Annotated in this window: 14 protein-coding genes; 7 read left to right on the top strand and 7 right to left on the bottom strand. The window is 71.5% G+C overall.

All coding sequences use genetic code 11. The annotated features are described in order from the left end of the window. Positions 1-3 precede the first annotated feature (3 nt). Both AC07YS_RS22385 and AC07YS_RS22380 read right to left on the bottom strand, forming a co-directional pair. The gene (locus AC07YS_RS22385) at positions 4-1,980 is read right to left on the bottom strand and encodes a MacB family efflux pump subunit (RefSeq protein ID WP_495269598.1); all 1,977 of its coding nucleotides are present in this window, start codon (positions 1,978-1,980) and stop codon (positions 4-6) included. Beyond that, on the bottom strand, positions 1,977-3,170 hold the full coding sequence (locus tag AC07YS_RS22380) for an efflux RND transporter periplasmic adaptor subunit (protein WP_495269597.1): 1,194 nt from the start codon (positions 3,168-3,170) through the stop codon (positions 1,977-1,979). Before AC07YS_RS22380 ends, AC07YS_RS22385 begins: the two co-directional genes overlap by 4 nt. Positions 3,171-3,349: 179 nt before the next feature. On the opposite strand from AC07YS_RS22380, the gene AC07YS_RS22375 reads away from it, so the two are divergent. The 7 genes from AC07YS_RS22375 to AC07YS_RS22345 all read left to right on the top strand — a co-directional run bounded on the left by AC07YS_RS22375 (position 3,350) and on the right by AC07YS_RS22345 (position 12,002). After that, entirely contained in the window at positions 3,350-3,889 is a 540-nt protein-coding gene (locus tag AC07YS_RS22375; RefSeq protein WP_174250314.1) for a sigma-70 family RNA polymerase sigma factor, read from the top strand. After that, a complete protein-coding gene (locus tag AC07YS_RS22370; RefSeq protein WP_495269596.1) occupies positions 3,882-4,820 on the top strand; it encodes a FecR family protein in 939 nt (312 codons plus the stop codon). Before AC07YS_RS22375 ends, AC07YS_RS22370 begins: the two co-directional genes overlap by 8 nt. An 87-nt stretch (positions 4,821-4,907) precedes the next feature. Continuing rightward, positions 4,908-7,403: a TonB-dependent siderophore receptor gene (locus AC07YS_RS22365; protein ID WP_495269595.1), complete on the top strand. Its 2,496-nt coding sequence runs from the start codon at positions 4,908-4,910 to the stop codon at positions 7,401-7,403. 171 nt (positions 7,404-7,574) lie between these two features. Then, entirely contained in the window at positions 7,575-9,749 is a 2,175-nt protein-coding gene (locus tag AC07YS_RS22360) for a TonB-dependent siderophore receptor (RefSeq protein ID WP_495269594.1), read from the top strand. A 58-nt stretch (positions 9,750-9,807) separates the two neighbouring features. Next, complete coding sequence (locus AC07YS_RS22355) at positions 9,808-10,446, top strand: DUF4198 domain-containing protein (RefSeq protein ID WP_369645445.1); 639 nt, start codon at positions 9,808-9,810, stop codon at positions 10,444-10,446. A gap of 31 nt (positions 10,447-10,477) precedes the next feature. Continuing rightward, positions 10,478-10,840, top strand: coding sequence for a DUF3325 domain-containing protein (locus tag AC07YS_RS22350; RefSeq protein ID WP_139705561.1), 363 nt, complete (start codon positions 10,478-10,480; stop codon positions 10,838-10,840). Between the two features lie 118 nt (positions 10,841-10,958). After that, entirely contained in the window at positions 10,959-12,002 is a 1,044-nt protein-coding gene (locus tag AC07YS_RS22345; protein WP_369645443.1) for an NADP-dependent oxidoreductase, read from the top strand. A gap of 28 nt (positions 12,003-12,030) precedes the next feature. Here the strand turns inward: AC07YS_RS22345 and AC07YS_RS22340 are convergent, their stop codons facing one another. From AC07YS_RS22340 to AC07YS_RS22320, 5 genes are all read right to left on the bottom strand, one after another. Next, positions 12,031-12,357: a hypothetical protein gene (locus AC07YS_RS22340; protein WP_062482731.1), complete on the bottom strand. Its 327-nt coding sequence runs from the start codon at positions 12,355-12,357 to the stop codon at positions 12,031-12,033. Positions 12,358-12,436: 79 nt separating this feature from the next. Then, positions 12,437-13,288 carry a DMT family transporter gene (locus tag AC07YS_RS22335; RefSeq protein WP_495269593.1) on the bottom strand — a complete coding sequence of 284 codons (852 nt, stop codon included), beginning with the start codon at positions 13,286-13,288 and terminating at the stop codon, positions 12,437-12,439. Between the two features lie 64 nt (positions 13,289-13,352). Next, complete coding sequence (locus tag AC07YS_RS22330; RefSeq protein ID WP_495269592.1) at positions 13,353-14,045, bottom strand: helix-turn-helix domain-containing protein; 693 nt, start codon at positions 14,043-14,045, stop codon at positions 13,353-13,355. A gap of 38 nt (positions 14,046-14,083) precedes the next feature. Beyond that, positions 14,084-15,205 carry an SLC13 family permease gene (locus tag AC07YS_RS22325; protein ID WP_495269591.1) on the bottom strand — a complete coding sequence of 374 codons (1,122 nt, stop codon included), beginning with the start codon at positions 15,203-15,205 and terminating at the stop codon, positions 14,084-14,086. A 4-nt stretch (positions 15,206-15,209) separates the two neighbouring features. After that, on the bottom strand, positions 15,210-16,763 hold the full coding sequence (locus AC07YS_RS22320; protein WP_495269606.1) for a class I adenylate-forming enzyme family protein: 1,554 nt from the start codon (positions 16,761-16,763) through the stop codon (positions 15,210-15,212). Positions 16,764-16,832 lie beyond the last annotated feature (69 nt).

Here is a 16,832-nt window from a genome sequence, read left to right as displayed (position 1 = left end):
TCGTCATTCGGAAGACAGGGCCGCGACCGGATCGAGCGCGGCGGCCTTGCGGGCCGGCATGAAGCCGAACACCAGGCCGGTGAGCACGGCGCAGCCGAAGGCGCCTGCGATGGCCGTGAGGGAAAAGATCACCGGCACGCTCCACACGATGAGCGCGGCGCCCACGAGCAGCCCGCCCACCACGCCCGCGACGCCGCCGGTCACGGTGACCAGCACCGCCTCGACGAGGAACTGCCGAAGGATGTCGCGCTGCCGTGCGCCGGTGGCCATGCGGATGCCAATCTCGCGCGTGCGCTCGCGCACGGTCATGAGCATCACGTTCATCACGCCGATGCCGCCGACCACCAGCGACACCGCCGCGATCAACCCGAGCATCACGGTCATGGTGCGCTGGGTCTGCGCGCGCGCCTTGATCGACTCGGTCTGGTTGAACACCTGCACGTCGCGCACATGGCGCTGCGCGGCCAGCACCTCGACGATCTCGGCCGCCGTCTCGGAGGCCTTGTCGACGTCATGCACGGCCACGGCCACCCAGGTCGGGTGGTTGCTGCCGTACAGCCGCGCGGCGGCGGTGGAGAAGGGCACGATCACGCGCTCGTCCTCGCTCGCCTGGCCGCCGCCCGCGCCCTTGGCGGCGAGCACGCCCAGCACGTCGAAGGGCACGTTGTCCAGCAGGATGCGCTGGCCCACGGGGTCGGTGCCGTCGGCGAACAGCGCGGCCTGCACGCGCTCGCCGATCACCGCGACCTTGGCCAGGCTCTGCTCGTCGCTTTCGTCGAAGAAGATGCCGCGCGCGGTCGGCCACTTCAGCGCCTGCTCGAAGTCGGTGGTGGCGCCGCCGCCCTCGGTGCGGTGGTCCACGTTGCCGCGCCGCGCGACCACGAAGCCCTCGATGTAGGGCATGGCCACGCGCACGTTGGGCAGCTGGCGAATGGTGTCGACATCGGCCAGCGTGAGCTTGCCGCCGCGCCCGCGCGCGCTGTCGGGAATGGCGGCCACGTACATCTTGTCGGCGCCGAACAGCGAGATCTGCTTCATCACCGCCTCCTGCGAGCCGGTGCCGACCGCGAGCATCACGATGACCGAGGCCACGCCGATCACGATGCCCAGCAATGTCAGGCCAGTGCGAAAGCGGTGGATCCACATCACGCGCCAGGCCGCGCGCAGCGCCTCGTGCAGTTCGGAGAGCAGGGCGCGCGGCGTGTCGGCGGCGTCGGCCGTGTGCGTGGCCGAGAGCAGCGGAAGTGGCTCTGGTGGCGCTTCGATGGGCGCGCACCCGCTGTCCGACACGATGCAGCCGTCGCGGATCTCGATCACGCGGCGCGCGCGCTGCGCCACCTCGCGGTCGTGCGTGATGAGGATCACGGTGTGGCCGGCGGCGGCCATCTCGTCGAGCAGCGCCATCACCTCTTCGCCGCTGCGCGAGTCGAGTGCGCCGGTGGGCTCGTCGGCCAGCACGATGCGCCCGCCGTTCATGAGCGCGCGCGCGATCGACACGCGCTGCTGCTGGCCGCCCGAGAGCTGGTGCGGCCGGTGGCCCAGCCGATCGCCCAGGCCCAGCCGCGTGAGCAGCCCGCGTGCGCGCGAGGCGCGCTCGGCGGGCGCCGCGCCGGCGTAGATGGCGGGCATCTCGACGTTCTCCTGCGCCGACTCGGTGGAGATCAGGTGGTAGCCCTGGAACACGAAGCCGAAGGCCTCGCGCCGCAGCCGCGCGAGCGCGTCGGCGTCCATGCCGGCCACGTCCTGGCCGGCGAACAGGTAGCGCCCGCCGGTCGGGCGGTCGAGGCAGCCGAGCAGGTGCATCAGCGTCGACTTGCCCGAGCCCGAACTGCCGACGATGGCGACGAATTCGCCCGCATGCAACTCCAGCGTGATGCCGCGCAGCACCTCGACGGCCGGCGCGCCGTCGTGGCCGCCGTAGGACTTGCGCAGGTCGTGCAGCGCGATCAGCGGGGGCGTGTCCGTCTCGGTCGCACTCACAGCTGGAACTTCCGCGTGCCGCCGCCGGCCGCGCGCTCGCCGGTGATGAGGCGCTCGCCCTCGGCCAGGCCTTCGAGCACCTCGCCCGAGAGCCGGTCGCGCACGCCGATGCGCACCTCGCGCGGCGCGGGCTGGCCGTCGGGGCCGAGCACGCGCGCGGTGAAGCGTCCGGCCTGGCCCTTCACGGCCGTGAGCGCGGGCAGCGGCGCCACCACCACGTTGCGCGCCGACGCGGCGACGAAGCTCACCTGCGCGGTCATTTGCGGCATGAGCTCGCCGTCGGCGTTGTCCACGTCGAACAGCACCGTGTAGAGCACCACCTTGCTGGCGGCCGGCGCCTGCGGCGCGTCGCCGCCGCCCTTGCCCGCGGCCACGGGCGGCGAGGGCAGCACCTGGCGCACCGTGCCTTCCCAGCGGCGGCGGTCGGCGCCGAGCGTGGTGAAGTACACGGCCATGTCGCGCTTCACGCGGCGCACGTCGGCTTCCGAGACCTCGGTCCACACCGTCATGCTCGACAGGTCGGCCACGCGCAGGATGTCGGGCGTCTGGTAGGTGGCGTTGAGCGTCTGGCCCTCGCGCGCCTGCACCGAGACCACGCTGCCGGCCATCGGCGCGTAGATGCGCGTGTAGCCCAGGCGGGCCTCGTCGGCCTTCAGCGTGGCCTGGGTCTGGGCGATCTGGGCTTCGAGGTGCGCGATCTTCGCGGCGGCCGAGGCCAGCGTGGCTTCGGCGGTCTGCACGTCTTCGGCGCGCGTGGCGCCCTCGGCGGCCATCTGCTGCTGGCGGGCGAACTGCTGGCGCGCCAGCCGGTGCTGCGCATGCTGGTCGGCCAGTTGCGCGCGCAGCCCCGCGAGCGAGGCGCGGCCGGCGTCCACCGTGGCCTGCTGCACGCTGGGGTCGATCTCCACCATCAGCTGGCCCTTCTTCACCGCGTCGCCGGGCTGCACGTGCAGCCGCAGGATCTGGCCCGACACCTGCGCGCCCACGTCCACATAACGGCGCGGCTGCAGCGTGCCGATGGCGGTCACGCTGCTTTCGATGTCGCCGCGGCGCAGCACGGCGGTGTCCCAGCCGGGGTCGCGCGGACTCGCCCAAACGTAGGCCACCGCGACGGCGGCCAGGGCCAGCGCCGCGAAGGCGGCGATGCGCAGGCGTGTGCCGGCGCGCGAACGGGAAGCGGGCGCCGTCACCGGGCGTCCCTGCAGAAGAAAGCGAGGGTCATGCAGCTAAGACGTGCGAGGCGCGGAAACGGGTAGCCCGCGCGGTGCCTCATGCGGAATGAGACGTTTCGGGGGACAGGACAAACTTTACAAATCTATAATGAGAATAACTCTCAATTGCGTCGCTGCCCGCGATGCCCCTTCACACCATGTCCCATCCGGAAGTCCGGCAGCTGTACGTCGACCACCAGGGCTGGCTGCGCAGCTGGTTGCTGGGCCGCCTGCGCTGCGGCTTCACCGCGGCCGATCTCACGCACGACACCTTTCTCAACCTCATCGAGCTGCCGCAGCAGCCGGTGCTGCGCCAGCCGCGCGCCTTCCTGCAGGTGGTGGCCAGCCGGTTGATGATCAACCGCTTTCGCCGCATGCAGGTCGAGGCCGAGGTGCTGCGCACCGTCGCGCTGATGGCCGAGGACGCCTGCGCGCCGAGCGCCGAGGACAAGGCCTGCGCGCGCGAACTGCTGGGCCAGGTGCTGGCGCTCCTGGCGACCGAGCTCGACGTGAAGAGCCGCACCGCCTTCCTGATGGCGCGCGTCGAAGGCCGCTCGTACCGCGAGATCGCGGCCGAGCTGGGCGTGTCCGAGACGCGCGTGAAGCAGTACCTCGCGAAGGTGCTGGCGCATTGCCACGGCCGCATGGCCGCGGCCGTGCCCGAAGCGGAAAGCGCCGACGCCCCGGCCCATGCCTGACGCGGCCGCCGAGCGCCTGCGCGAGGAGGCGGCGCTGTGGGCCGTGACCCTCGCCGACGACAGCGTGGACGACGCCACGCGCGCCGCCTGCGCGGCGTGGTGCGCGCTCGACGAACGCCATGCGCGGCTGCTGGCCGAGATGCGCCGCATGTGGGAGTCGGTCACGCCCGACACCCCCGCGCCGCAGCCTGCGCGCCGTGGCCTGTCGCGCCAGACGTTGGGCGCGCTCGTGCTGCTGCCCTGCCTGCTCGTGGCGGGCGCCGCGATGCCGTGGCAGGCCTGGCTGGCGGATGAACGCACCGGCACCGGCGAGATCCGCCACCTCACGCTCGAGGACGGCAGCCGCGTCGCGCTGAACAGCGACTCGGCCATCGACATCGATTTCTCGGGCGGCGTACGCCGCGTGCAGCTGCTGCGCGGCGAGGTCTTCGTCGAGGTCGCGCACGGCGACAAGCCTTTTGCCGTGGTCGACCGCGATGGCAGCGCACAGGCACTGGGCACGCGCTATGCCGTGCGGCGCGAGGCGAGCGACACGCTCGTCACCGTCACCGAGTCGCGCGTGCGCGTGCAGCCGCTGGAGGGCGGCGACGACCGCTGGGTCGACGTGCAGGCGGGGCAGCAGGTGCGCTTCGACCGCCGCGGCGTCACCACCGACACCGTGCCCGCCGCGCCCGGCGGCCTGGCCTGGCCGCAGGGCCGGCTGGTGTTCGACGACGCGCCGGTGGCCGAGGTGCTGCGCCAGCTCGGCCAGCACCGGCCCGGCCTGCTGCTGGCCGACGACGAGGCCCTGGGCGCGCTGCGCTTCACCGGCGTGCTGCCGATCCAGCAGAGCGACGCCGCGCTCGCGCTGCTCGCCAGCGCGCTGCCGAGCTTGCGCGTGTCGACGCTGTCGCCGTGGCTGGTGCGCGTGACGACCACGGCGCCGCCGTGACCGGGCGGCCGCACTTTTTTCCGCGCGCGCCGCTACCCGATTCCCGTCCCCGCTTGTCATAGGTGGTGAAAAGAGATTCACCACACCATGACAGGACCTGCAGCAGACCCGACCGAGACCGCGCACGCCGGCGCGCAGCGCTGGCATCGCCTGCGCCGCGCCTTCGCGCTGGCGAGCCTGGTGCTGCTCGCCGTGCCGGCCGCCGCGCAAACGCCGCCTGCCGATGCGGCCTTCGAGTGGCACCAGCCCGCGCAGCCGCTGAGCAGCGCGCTGACCGCGCTCGCCGTGCGCACGGGGCTGCTGCTCGGCGTCGATGCCGAGGTCGTGCGCGGCAAGCGTGCGCCCGCGCTGCAGGGCCGCTACACGGCGCGCGAGGCGCTGCTGCAGCTGCTCGAAGGCAGCGGCCTCGAAGCGGTGCGCGGTGCTTCGGGCGGCTACGCACTGCGCGTCGCGGCGCAGCGCCCGCCGGGTCCGAAGCCGCAGGCCGAAGCGCCCGCGGGCGGTGCGCTCAGCGAGGTCACGGTCACCGGCGGTCGCGACACCGGCACCGTCACCGAAGGCACCGGCTCCTACACCACCGACGGCGCGATCGGCACCGCGACGCGGCTCGAACTCAGCCTGCGCGAGACGCCGCAGTCGGTCAGCGTGCTCACGCGCGACCGCATCGACGACCAGGGCCTGGGCCAGATCAGCGACGTGCTGCGCCAGGCGCCCGGCCTGAGCTTCGTGCAGAGCGGCAACGCCGGCACCGACGCCAACGCCGTCTATGCGCGCGGCTTCGAGGTCGAGAACTACCAGGTCGACGGCATCCCGCAGGCCGGCACCTGGCTGCTGCAGACGGGTGACCTGGCTTTCTACGACCGCGTCGAAGTGGTGCGCGGTGCCACCGGTTTGCTCAACGGCGTGGGCACGCCGGCGGCCACCGTCAACCTCGTGCGCAAGCGCCCCGGCAACGCGCTGCAGGCCAGCGCCTCGTTCAGCGCGGGCACCTGGAATCGGCAGCGCGCCGAACTCGACATCGGCGGGCCCGTCACCGCCGACGGCCGCGTGCGTGCGCGCGTGGTCGCGGCCGTGCAGGACGGCGACTCGTGGATCGAGCGCCATCACGAAAAGAAACGCCTGTTCTACGGCATCGTCGAGGCCGACCTCGCGCGCAGCACACGGCTGAGCGCCGGCTTCGAGCTGCAGCGCCACGACAACGACGGCGTGGCGCGCGCCGGCCTGCCGCTATTTTTCAGCGACGGCACCGAGGCCGACTACGGCCGCTCGCGCAGCGCCGCCGCGCGCTGGGCCCACTCGTACCAGGACCAGCGCCAGTATTTCGCCGCGCTCGACCACCGCTTCGACAACGGCTGGGCCGTGCACGCCGCCTTCAACCGCTCGCGCCGCGCCTACGACGACGTCATCGGCTACGCGCTGCGCGGCTACATGGACCGCGCGACCGGTGCGGGGCTCGGCCTGTGGACGAACCGCTGGAACGCGGTGCCGGTGCAGAACGCATTCGACCTGTACGCCAGCGGCCCCTTCGAACTCTTCGGCCGGCGCCACGAACTGGTGCTGGGCTACAACGCCTCGCGCACGCACAGCGACGCGCCGTTGTACGCGGGCTGGAACGTGGCGGGCTTCGATCCGTGGATCGCGAACTTCAACAGCTGGAACGGCGACCTGCCGGCCCAGCCGCAGCAGCCGGTGACCGGCCGCCAGGAAACCGCCACGCGCCAGTCGGGCGCCTATGCCACGGTGCGGCTGCGGCCCACCGATGCGCTCTCTGTCATCGTCGGCGCACGCGCGAGCGACTGGAAGGACGTGACGCGCACCGTCCCCCTGCAGCGCGCCGCCACCCTCACCACGCGCAGCGAGAAGGGCGTCGTCACGCCGTACGCGGGCGTGGTGGTCGACCTCGACAAGCACTGGTCGGCCTACGCCAGCTACACCAGCATCTTCAAGCCGCAGGCCGGCAAGGACCGCAGCGGCACCTATCTCGATCCGCTCGAAGGACACGCCTACGAGGCGGGCGTGAAGGGCGCGTTCCACAACGACCGGCTCAACCTCAGCGCCGCCGTGTTCCAGGTGAAGCAGGACAACCTCGCCGTGCGCCTGGACAACGAATTCGCGCCCGACGGCTCGGCCGCCTACCGCGCCGCCAAGGGCACGACCACGCGCGGCTACGAATTCGAAGTGGCCGGCGAACTGCTGCCCGGCTGGCAGGTCGGCGGCGGCTTTGCGCACAGCGTGGCACGCGACGCCGCCGGCCGGCGCCTGAACACGCAGGTGCCGAAGAACCTGCTGAAGCTCTTCACCAGCTACCGCATTGCGGGCATCGGCAACGGCCTCACCGTGGGCGGCGGCCTGAACTGGCAGAGCGACACCTACAGCACGGGCCTGGGTCCCTCGGGCCATGCGCGCTTCACGCAGCAGGCCTACACCACGCTCGACCTCATGGCGCGCTACCCGATCAACAAGCACCTTGCCGTGTCGGTGGCGCTGAACAACGTCTTCGACACGCGCTACCGCACCAGCACCAGCAGCAGCTTCTACGGCGCCCCGCGCCACCTGCTCGTGACCTTGCGCGGCACCTACTGACGCACCGCGTTTTTTCTCCGCAGCCAGGTCGCTGCCGGTCCCTTCGCGGCCGGGTGCGTCGCTAGCCATCTCTTGCCAACGGGCGTTGCCGATCTCACGGGTCGGGTCGCCCCCTTTCTTCATGCCATGAACCAGCATTCGTTTTCACGCGCCCGCTTCCGGCGGTCTCCCGTGGCCCTCGTCGCCCTGCTCCTGTGCGGCGCAGCCGGCGCACAGCAACAGCCCGTCGCCAGCGGCGCGGCGCTGTCCGAGGTCACTGTCTCGGGCGACCGCAGCGGCCGCACCGAGGGCAGCCGCTCCTACACCGCCGAGCAGGCCTCCACCGCGACCCGCATGGACCTGTCGATCCGCGAGACGCCGCAGTCGGTGACCGTGATCACGCGCGAGCGCATGGACGACCTGGGCAGCGCCCGCATCGACGACGTGCTGGGCCAGACCACCGGCATCATGGTCGGGCAGGCCGACAGCGAGCGCGTGAACTACTCGGCGCGCGGCTTCTCGATCAACAACTTCCAGATCGACGGCATGCCGCGCGGCCCGAATTCGCCGCTGTCCGACACCGTGCTGTACGACCGCATCGAGGTCATCCGCGGCGCCACCGGCCTCATGGGCGGCACGGGCGACCCGTCGGCCACCATCAACTCGGTGCGCAAGCGCCCCACGCGCGAGTTCCAGGGCAGCGCCTCGCTCAGCTACGGGCGCTGGAACCACAAGCGCGCCGAGGTCGACCTGTCGGTGCCGCTCACCGCCGACGGCCGCATCCGCGCGCGCACCGCGCTGGCCTGGCAGGACCGCGACTCGCACATGGACATGTACCACGAGCGCAAGACCGTGGGCATGGTGATCGTCGAGGCCGACCTCACGCGCTCCACCTTGCTCACCGCCGGCATCGACTTCCAGGACAACAAGCCCACGGGCGCGACCTGGGGCGCCATTCCGTACTGGAACCACGACGGCACGCTCGCCAACCTGCCGCGCAACACCAGCCTGAGCACGCCGTGGAGCACCTGGGCCAACAAGCAGCACACGACCTTCGTCTCGCTGCAGCACCGCTTCGACAACGACTGGAAGGTGCACCTGGGCTATGCGCGCACCACCAGCGCCAACAACACCACCGTGGCCTACGGCGGCGCCGGCTACCCCAACCGCTTCACGGGCCAGGGCATGTCGCTGTGGACCGGCAACTACGGCGAAGGCAAGTACGTCAACGACAACTTCGACCTCTATGCCACCGGCCCCTTCAACCTGTTCGGGCGGCGTCACACCTTCATCGCCGGATGGAACGGCGGCAACCAGACCTACACGTCGCCGGGCGGCCGCTCGATCGTGCCGTATTCGGCGTCGATTCCCGACTACCGCACGTGGACCGGCAACATCCCGCGCCCGATCTTCCTGGCCGACGGCTCCAAGACCGTGGGCTTCACGCAGCTCAACGGCGGCTACGTGGCGGGTCGCTTCAGCATCACCGACCCGCTGAGCGTGATCGTCGGCGCGCGCGTGAGCAACTACCGCAGCTACACGCACGCCTACAACACGGCGCAGCAGTACACGCGCACCACGGGCAAGTCGGAGTCGAAGGACGAGGTCACGCCGTATGTCGGCGCGGTCTATGACCTGGACAAGCAGCACTCGCTGTATGCGAGCTACACCACACTGTTCCGTCCGCAGACCTCGAAGGACCGCAACGACCAGTACCTCACGCCCGAGACCGGCACCAGCGCCGAGCTGGGCCTGAAGGGCGAATACTTCGGCGGCGCGCTCAATGCGTCGGCGGCCGTGTTCCAGGTCAAGAAGAAGAACCTGGCCGAGCTGGACCGCAGCGTGCCCGCAGGCTTTCGCCTGCCCGACGGCGGCCAGGCCTACGTGGCCAGCGGCGACGGCGTGACGGCGCGCGGCCTGGAGTTCGACGTGTCGGGCCAGATCACGCCCGATTGGAACGTGGCCGCCGGCTACACGTACCTCGATGCCAAGACCGCCAAGGGCGCGCGTGCCGTGCCCAACCAGCCCAGGCACCTGCTGCGCCTGTCGACCGCCTACCGCTTCAGTGGCGCCTGGCGCGGCCTGAAGGTCGGCGGCGACATGACGGCGCAAAGCGGCATCTACGGCGAGTCGTGGTACGGCCAGCCGCCGCTGTTCAGCATGAAGGACCCGCTGCCGCGCATCTCGCAGAAGGCGTACGCGGTCTTCAGCCTCATGGCCAGCTACGAGATCAACAAGAACGTCACGGCGCAGCTGAACATCCGCAACGTCTTCGACAAGAAGTACTACCGCAACGTGGGCTTCTACGACAGCGTGTTCTGGGGCGAGCCGCGCAACGTGAGCCTGACCCTGCGCGCCAAGTTCTGAACAAGCCGTCTTCCATTCCGTCTCAACCATGCCATCCATCAACCTAGGAGCATCGACCATGAAGAAACCCCTGTTCTCCCTTGCCACCCTCGCGGCGGCCGCGTTCGTTTTCTCGGGCGCCGCGCACGCCCACTTCGTCTGGCTCGAGCCCGCCGCGGGCGGCGAGGCCAAGGCCTACTTCGGCGAATGGGCCGACGACCTGCGCGAGACCGAGGCCGGCCACCTGAAGCTGGTCAGCGCGCCGCGCGGCATCGCCGCCGACGGCAAGCAGACGCCGGCCACGCGCCATGCCGACCACTTCGTGGTCAAGGCCGACGCCAGCGGCGACGCGCGCCTCGTGGGTGCCTACGTCAGCGACAAGGGCGTGGCGAGCCTGTACCAGGCACGCACCGGCCGCACCGAAACCGTCGCGCGCCACACGCTCGAGCTCGTGCCGCAGGCCGCCAACAGCAACAGCTTCACGCTGCTGCTCGCGGGCAAGCCGCTGCCCAAGACCGAGGTGGTCGTGTTCGGCCCGCCCAAGTGGGAGAAGAAGTTCACCACCGACGACGCCGGCCAGGTCACGCTGCAGACGCCCTGGCCCGGCCAGTACGTGGTCGAGGTGAACCACACCGACAAGGACGGCAAGGGCAGCTGGGACGGCAAGCCCTACACGCAGACGCGCCACGTCGCCACGCTGAGCTTCGTCGTCCGGTGAGGGCGGGGCTTCCGGCGCGGGGGTGCTGCCCGTGAGCACCTTCGCGCTGGTGTGCGCCCTGTTCGCGTCGGCGCTCGGCGGCTTCGTCACGCTGAGCCTGGCGATGGACCGGCATTACGAAGACGCCCACGGGCGCGGCCGCACGCCGGGGCCGTCGCGGCCCTGGCAGCAGCTGGGCGGCGCGGCGCTGCTGGGGCTGTCGCTGGTCGCCGCGCTGCGGCTGCGCGGGCTGGCCATGGGCTGGGTGCTGTGGCTGGGCGCCCTCACGGCCGCCGCGCTCGTGGTGGTCGGCCTCGTGAGCTACCGGCCCGGTTGGGCGCGGCGCGTCGGCGCCGTGGCCTCCGTGCTGGGCGTCGCCACGGCGGCGGCGTACGGGCTGCTCCTGCTTCCATAGCAGGGCGCCCGGAGGGCGCGCGCGGGCTGTCGCCTGCGCTACGCGCGGGGTCGGGGCCCGCGACTACGATGCGGCTGCGTCGCCGATGCCCGGCACATTCACCCATCAAGGAGACACCATGAGCAGCGCCCTCACCAACCACCAGGTCCGTCTTGCCAAGCGCCCCGAGGGCACGGCCACGCGCGAGCACTGGCGTTTCAGCACCGAGCCCGTGGCCCAGCCCGACGAGGGCGGCGTGCTGGTCAAGACGCTGTCGTTGTCGCTCGACCCCGCCATGCGCGGCTGGCTCAACGACGCCAAGAGCTACATCCCGCCCGTGGCCATCGACGAGGTGATGCGCGCCGGCGGCATCGGCCGCGTGGTGGCCTCGAAGAACCCGCAGTTCGCCGTGGGCGATACCGTGTACGGCACGCTGGGCGTGCAGGAATACATGCTGATCCCGCAGGACCAGATCAAGCGCAACGGCCTCGTGAAGGTCGACCTGCGCGTGGGCACCATCACCCAGTGGCTCAACGTGCTGGGCATGCCCGGCATGACCGGCTACTTCGGCCTGATGGACGTGGGCATGCCCCAGGCCGGCGAAACCGTCGTCGTCTCGGGCGCGGCCGGCGCCGTGGGCCAGACCGTGGGCCAGCTGGCCAAGATCAAGGGCTGCCGCGTGGTCGGCATCGCCGGCGGCGCCGCCAAGTGCGACTGGGTGGTCAAGGAACTGGGCTTCGACGCCTGCATCGACTACAAGGCCGGCGCGGGCGCCGTGCGCGAAGGCCTCAAGACCCACTGCCCGAAGGGCGTGGACATCTACTTCGACAACGTCGGCGGCGACATCCTGGACGCGGTGCTGGCGCGCCTGGCACGCAAGGCCCGCGTGATCATCTGCGGCGCCATCAGCCAGTACAACAACGCCAACAGCATGCCGGCCGCCGGCCCGAAGAACTACCTGAGCCTGCTCGTGAACCGCGCGCGCATGGAAGGCATCGTGGTGTTCGACTACGCGGACCGCTACCCGATCGCGATCGCCGAGATGGCCGGTTACCTGAAGGACGGCCGCATGAAGAGCAAGGAAGACATCGTGAAGGGCCTCGACACCTTCCCCGAGTCGCTGAACAAGCTGTTCGCGGGGGAGAACTTCGGCAAGCTGGTGCTGCAGGTCGCCGAGGAATAACCAAAGGGGCGCCGCGGCGCCCCGAACCTCAATCGTCGGTGGGCCGCATCGGAATGTCGCCCATCGCATCGTCCTCTCGCAGGCCGCGCGCGGCCTTCAGCAGTTCGATCGAGAGGCCGTCGCCGTGGCCTGCAAAGCCCTGGGCGATGCCTTCGAGCACGGTCGACAGGTTGGTGTCGCCGTCGGTGCGGGCGTCCATGCTGATGTTCAGGACCCGCGCCGCCATCTGCCGGTAGGTGACGGCGCCCGCGCCCTCCAGCGCGGCCACCAGGTCGAGGTACAGCGCCAGGTTCATGTCGAACACCAGCTTGGGCGTGATCTCGAAATCCTCGGTCTTGTTGTTCTTCTGATCCATGGGGGTGACTCCTTTTTCCTGAGCCTCCACTCTAGCCACAAAAAACGACAAGCTCTGTCGGGCATCGCCCTGATTTGTCTCATTTCGCACGCGTGCCCATCACGGCGGCCGAGATGATGAGCGCCGCCGCCAGCGCGATGCTGGCCGTGAGCGCGCGGCCGGTCACGGCCAGCAGCAGGGCGGTGGAGGCCAGCGGCGTGAGGTAGCTCAGGATGCCGATCTGCCGCGCGTCGCCGCGCTTGAGCGCCATGTCCCACACGAAGAAGGCCGCGCCCAGCGGGCCCAGGCCGCACAGCGCGACCAGCAGCCAGTCCTTGGCCGACAGCGCCACCGACGGCTCCAGCAGCGCATGGCAGGCCAGCGAGAGCGCGCCCGACACCAGCCCGAACAGGCCGATGGCCGAGGTCGGGAAGGGCGTGACGCGCTGCGTCCACAGCGAGTAGCTGGCCCAGATGAAGGCCGAGCCGGCCGCCGGCAGGAAGCCCCAGTAGGTGGCGGGCGCGCCGGGAAGCGCCGCGCTGCCGCCGCGCGCGCCGAGGATCGCGATGGCCGCGCCCGCAAAGCCCAGCAGCGCCGCCACCACGTGCAGCGGGCGCAGCGACACGCCCGGCAGCAGCACCGGCGCCAGCACCACCATCAGCAGCGGCCAGAGGTAGTTCACGAGGTTGGCCTCGACCGGCGGCGCATGTCGCAGCGCGATGAACAGCAAAAAGTGAAAGCCGAAGAGCCCGTACACCCCGAGCGCCAGCGTGCGCGGCGGCACGCGCCAGGCGCGGCGGTCGCGCAGCACCAGCGGCCAGCTCGGCACGCTGCCGACGATCAGCGCCAGCCCGGTCAGAAGGAACGGCGGCAGGTGCGACAGCGCGGTGCCGAAAGTGGCGAGCGTGGCCCACAGCGCGATGGCGAGCAGGGCGTAGAAGGTGGCGGGCATGGATGCCGAGGCTACGCGCCGCGCTCGTCGCGGCCCGACGGTGCGTCGTCGCGCAACGACGGAGTCAGCGGCGCAGCGCGGCCGTGAGCGCCGACGGCGACCGGTAGCCCGTGCGGCGCGCCGTCTCGGCCACGCTCAGGCCCTCGAGCCGCAGTTCGCGCGCATGGGCCAGCCGCAGCGTGCGCAGCCACAGCATCGCGCTGCGGCCCTGTTCCTCGCGGCAGCGCTGCGCGAACTGGCTGGGGCTCAGGCAGGCGACCTCGGCCAGGTCGGCGACGCCCAGCGGCCGGTGCCAGTTCGCCTGCGCCCAGGCCGCGAGGGCCGGCCAGTCGATGCGGCGGCGGCGCGTGTCCGCGACCGACGGGGCGACGGCACCCCAGGCCTCGAGCAGCAGCGCCGGCCCGTGCTGCAGGGCGAGCGCTGCGTGCTGCGGCTGCTGCAGGCAGTGCGCGAGGTAGCGGGCCAGCGCGTGCAGCCGGGGCGCATCGGCCGGCGGCTGTTCGACGCAACGCGCCCACGGGGCGTGCGGGGTGTCGAGCACGAGGCAGACGCTGCCGCCGCGCCGGGCCTCGAAGTCGTGGCGGTCGCCGGGCGCGACCACCTGGGCCTGGCCCGTGCCGATGCCCGAACCGCGGCCTTCGACTTCGATCTCGAGCACGCCGTCGAGCCCGAGCAGCACCTGGAAGTGGTCGTGCGCGTGGCTGCCGCGAGATTGCGTGTAGTCGCGCAGCGAGAGGACGGGGGCGGGCGTGTGCATGGCGGGAGCGATTGTCCGCGCCGCCCCGCCGCCTGTCATCACCCCAGCCGCAGCAGCAGCGCCGAGGCCGCGCACACCAGCAGGAACGGAATGCTGATGCGGTGGAACTCGCGCAGCCCGTGCGGCAGCTTGGCCAGCCGCAGCGCGATCAGGTTGGCCAGCGAGCCCAGCACGCAGCCGAAGCCGCCCACGCTCACGCCGGCCGCCAGCGCGGGCAGGTCGTGCACGTAGCGGTCGAGCAGGATCGCCGCCGGCACGTTGCTGATGACCTGCGAGGCCGCAATGGCCGCCAGGTAGGCGCGCCAGCCCTCGCCGATGGGCCAGTGGCCCAGCAGCGCCGCGATGGCGGGCAGCTCGGCGGCCTGGCGCAGGTCGACGAACATCAGGGCGATGATCGCCAGCAAGGCCCAGTCGATGCCGCGCAGCACGCGTGGGTAGGTGAGCAGCAGCACGCCGAACACCGCGCCCAGGCCGGGCAGCAGCCAGTGGCGGTCGAGCGCGACCACGAAGCCGACGAACAGCACGCCGGCCAGCGCCAGCAGGCGCGGCTGCACGGGCGCGGCCTCGGTCTCCTCGCGCAGCGCGATCGGCGTGCGCGGCACCAGCCACCACACGGCCACGAAGAGCCAGAACAGCATGATCGCCACGGTCGGGCCCATCATGGCCATGAAGCCGAAGAAGCTCTCGCCCGAGCGGTGCCACAGGTACAGGTTCTGCGGGTTGCCGATGGGCGTGAGCGCCGAGCCCGCGTTCACGGCCAACGCCTGCAGCACCACCAGCCGCGCCAACGGCAGGTGCGCCTGCACGGCCAGCACGCGCGTGAGCGGCACCAGCAGGAACAGGCTCACGTCGTTGGTGACCAGCGCCGACAGCAGCGCGGCCGTGGCCGTGAGCGCCATCGCCAGGCCGCGCTGGCTGTGCGTGTGGGCCAGCAGGCGCCGCGCGGCGGCCTGCAGCATGCCGCTCTTCTCGACGCCCTGGGTGATGGCGAGCAGGCCTGCGAGCGCGCCCACCGTTTGCCAGTCGACCAGCCGCAGCCAGTCCATCGGCGCGCGGGGGCGCACGAAGGCGAACACGGCCGCGACGGCCACGAGCACCCACAGCAGGCCGTTGCCGCCGCCGTGTTCGGGCGGGGCGGTGTCGGTGCTTGTGGCGGTCACTCGGTCAGGCACTCAGGTCGCGCAGCTCGCGCTTGAGCACCTTGCCGATCGCGCTGCGTGGCAGCTCGTCGATGAAGCGCAGGCGCGCCAGCCGCTGGGTCTTGCCGACCTGCGCGTTGGCCCACTGCAGCAGCGCCTCTTCGGTGGTGGCGTCGCCCTCGCGGCGCACCACGAAGGCCGCGGGCGTCTCGCCCCACTGCTCGGACGGGATGCCGACCACCGCCACGTCGGCCACCGCCGCATGGCCGCGCAGCACGCCTTCGAGGTCGCTCGGGTAGATGTTGAAGCCGCCGCTGATGATCATGTCCTTCTTGCGGTCGAACAGCGTGAGGAAGCCGTCGGCGTCGAAGCGGCCCACGTCGCCGGTGCGGATGAAGCGCTTGCCGGTGGCGTCGAACCACTCGGCCTCGCGCGTCTTCGCGGGCTGGCGGTGGTAGCCGGTCATCATGCCGGCCGAATGGCCCACCACCTCGCCGGCCACCTCGGTGTCGCCGCGCGGCAGCTCGTTGCCTTCCTCGTCGATCAGGCGGATGTCGCTGCCCGGCGCGGGCTGGCCCACGGTGTGCAGCTTGGTCGGGTTCAGGTGCGCCTCGAGGATGCAGGTGCCGCCGCCTTCGGTCATGCCGTAGAACTCGACCAGCCCGCCCGGCCAGCGCTTGAGCACGTCGGCCTTGAGCGCCGCGTTGAAGGGCGCGCTGGTGCTGAACTTGTGGCGGAAGGTCGAGAGGTCGTGCGCGTCGAAGCGCGGGTGTGCCATCAGCCGCTGGTACTGCACCGGCACGAGCATCGTGTGCGTCACGCGGTGCTTCTCGGCCAGCTGCAGGTAGCCCAGCGCGTCGAACTTGGGCATCAGCACCACGCAGCCGCCGAAGGCGAGGGTGGGGAAGAACACCACCAGCGTGGTGTTGGAGTACAGCGGCGTCGACAGCAGCGTGACCGTCTCGGGCCCGTACTCGTACTTGGCACCGCGCTGGATGTGCGACCAGCGCATGCCGTGGCCCTGCACGATGCCCTTGGGCTCGCCGGTGGTGCCCGACGAATAGATGATGTTGAAGGCCCAGTCGGGCTGCGCGTCGACCGGCTCCGGCTTCGCGCCGGGCGCGGCGAGCCAGTCGTCGAGCGCGCGGCCGACGTTGGAGCCGTCGAGCGCGATGTGCGGCAGGCCGGTGGCCTGCGCGGCGCCGACCACTTCGGCGGCCGAGGCGTCGGTGAACAGCAGGCGCGCGTCGGCGTCGGTGATCATGCGCGCCAGGCTGGCGGGCGCCGAGCCGGGGGCCAGCGGGGCCACCGCGACGCCCGCGCGCAGCGCGCCCAGGAACACGGCGGCGTAGGGCACCGACGAGGCGGCGCAGACCGCGATGGCGTCGCCGGCGCGCAGGCCGTCGCGCTGCAGGGCGGCGGCGATGCGGTCCATGAGCGCGTCGAGCGCGCGGTAGTCCAGCGTCTGCTGGGCATCGGCCAGCGCGGGGCGCTCGGGGGTGTGCTGGGCGTGGAGGCGGACCAGGTCGGCAAGGGTGCCGAAGTCGCGCGCGGCGGCGTCCTGGAGGGCGGGGTGCAAGTTCAAGGTCGATCCTTCGTCTGGGGCCAGACGGCAGGATAGCGAAGAAGCCCGCCGCAGGGTGTGCCG

It is taken from the genome of Variovorax sp. GW458-11-26-14-LB1 (assembly GCF_059423965.1).
This window is presented reverse-complemented; position numbering and strand designations above follow the sequence as displayed.

Bases quoted from the DNA above. Each gene is read 5' to 3' on its own strand.
- AC07YS_RS22330 (WP_495269592.1), bottom strand. From the start codon at position 14,045: ATGCACACGCCCGCCCCCGTCCTCTCGCTGCGCGACTACACGCAATCT.
- AC07YS_RS22365 (WP_495269595.1), top strand. From the start codon at position 4,908: ATGACAGGACCTGCAGCAGACCCGACCGAGACCGCGCACGCCGGCGCG.
- AC07YS_RS22345 (WP_369645443.1), top strand. From the start codon at position 10,959: ATGAGCAGCGCCCTCACCAACCACCAGGTCCGTCTTGCCAAGCGCCCC.
- AC07YS_RS22375 (WP_174250314.1), top strand. From the start codon at position 3,350: ATGTCCCATCCGGAAGTCCGGCAGCTGTACGTCGACCACCAGGGCTGG.
- AC07YS_RS22355 (WP_369645445.1), top strand. From the start codon at position 9,808: ATGAAGAAACCCCTGTTCTCCCTTGCCACCCTCGCGGCGGCCGCGTTC.
- AC07YS_RS22335 (WP_495269593.1), bottom strand. From the start codon at position 13,288: ATGCCCGCCACCTTCTACGCCCTGCTCGCCATCGCGCTGTGGGCCACG.
- AC07YS_RS22340 (WP_062482731.1), bottom strand. From the start codon at position 12,357: ATGGATCAGAAGAACAACAAGACCGAGGATTTCGAGATCACGCCCAAG.
- AC07YS_RS22370 (WP_495269596.1), top strand. From the start codon at position 3,882: ATGCCTGACGCGGCCGCCGAGCGCCTGCGCGAGGAGGCGGCGCTGTGG.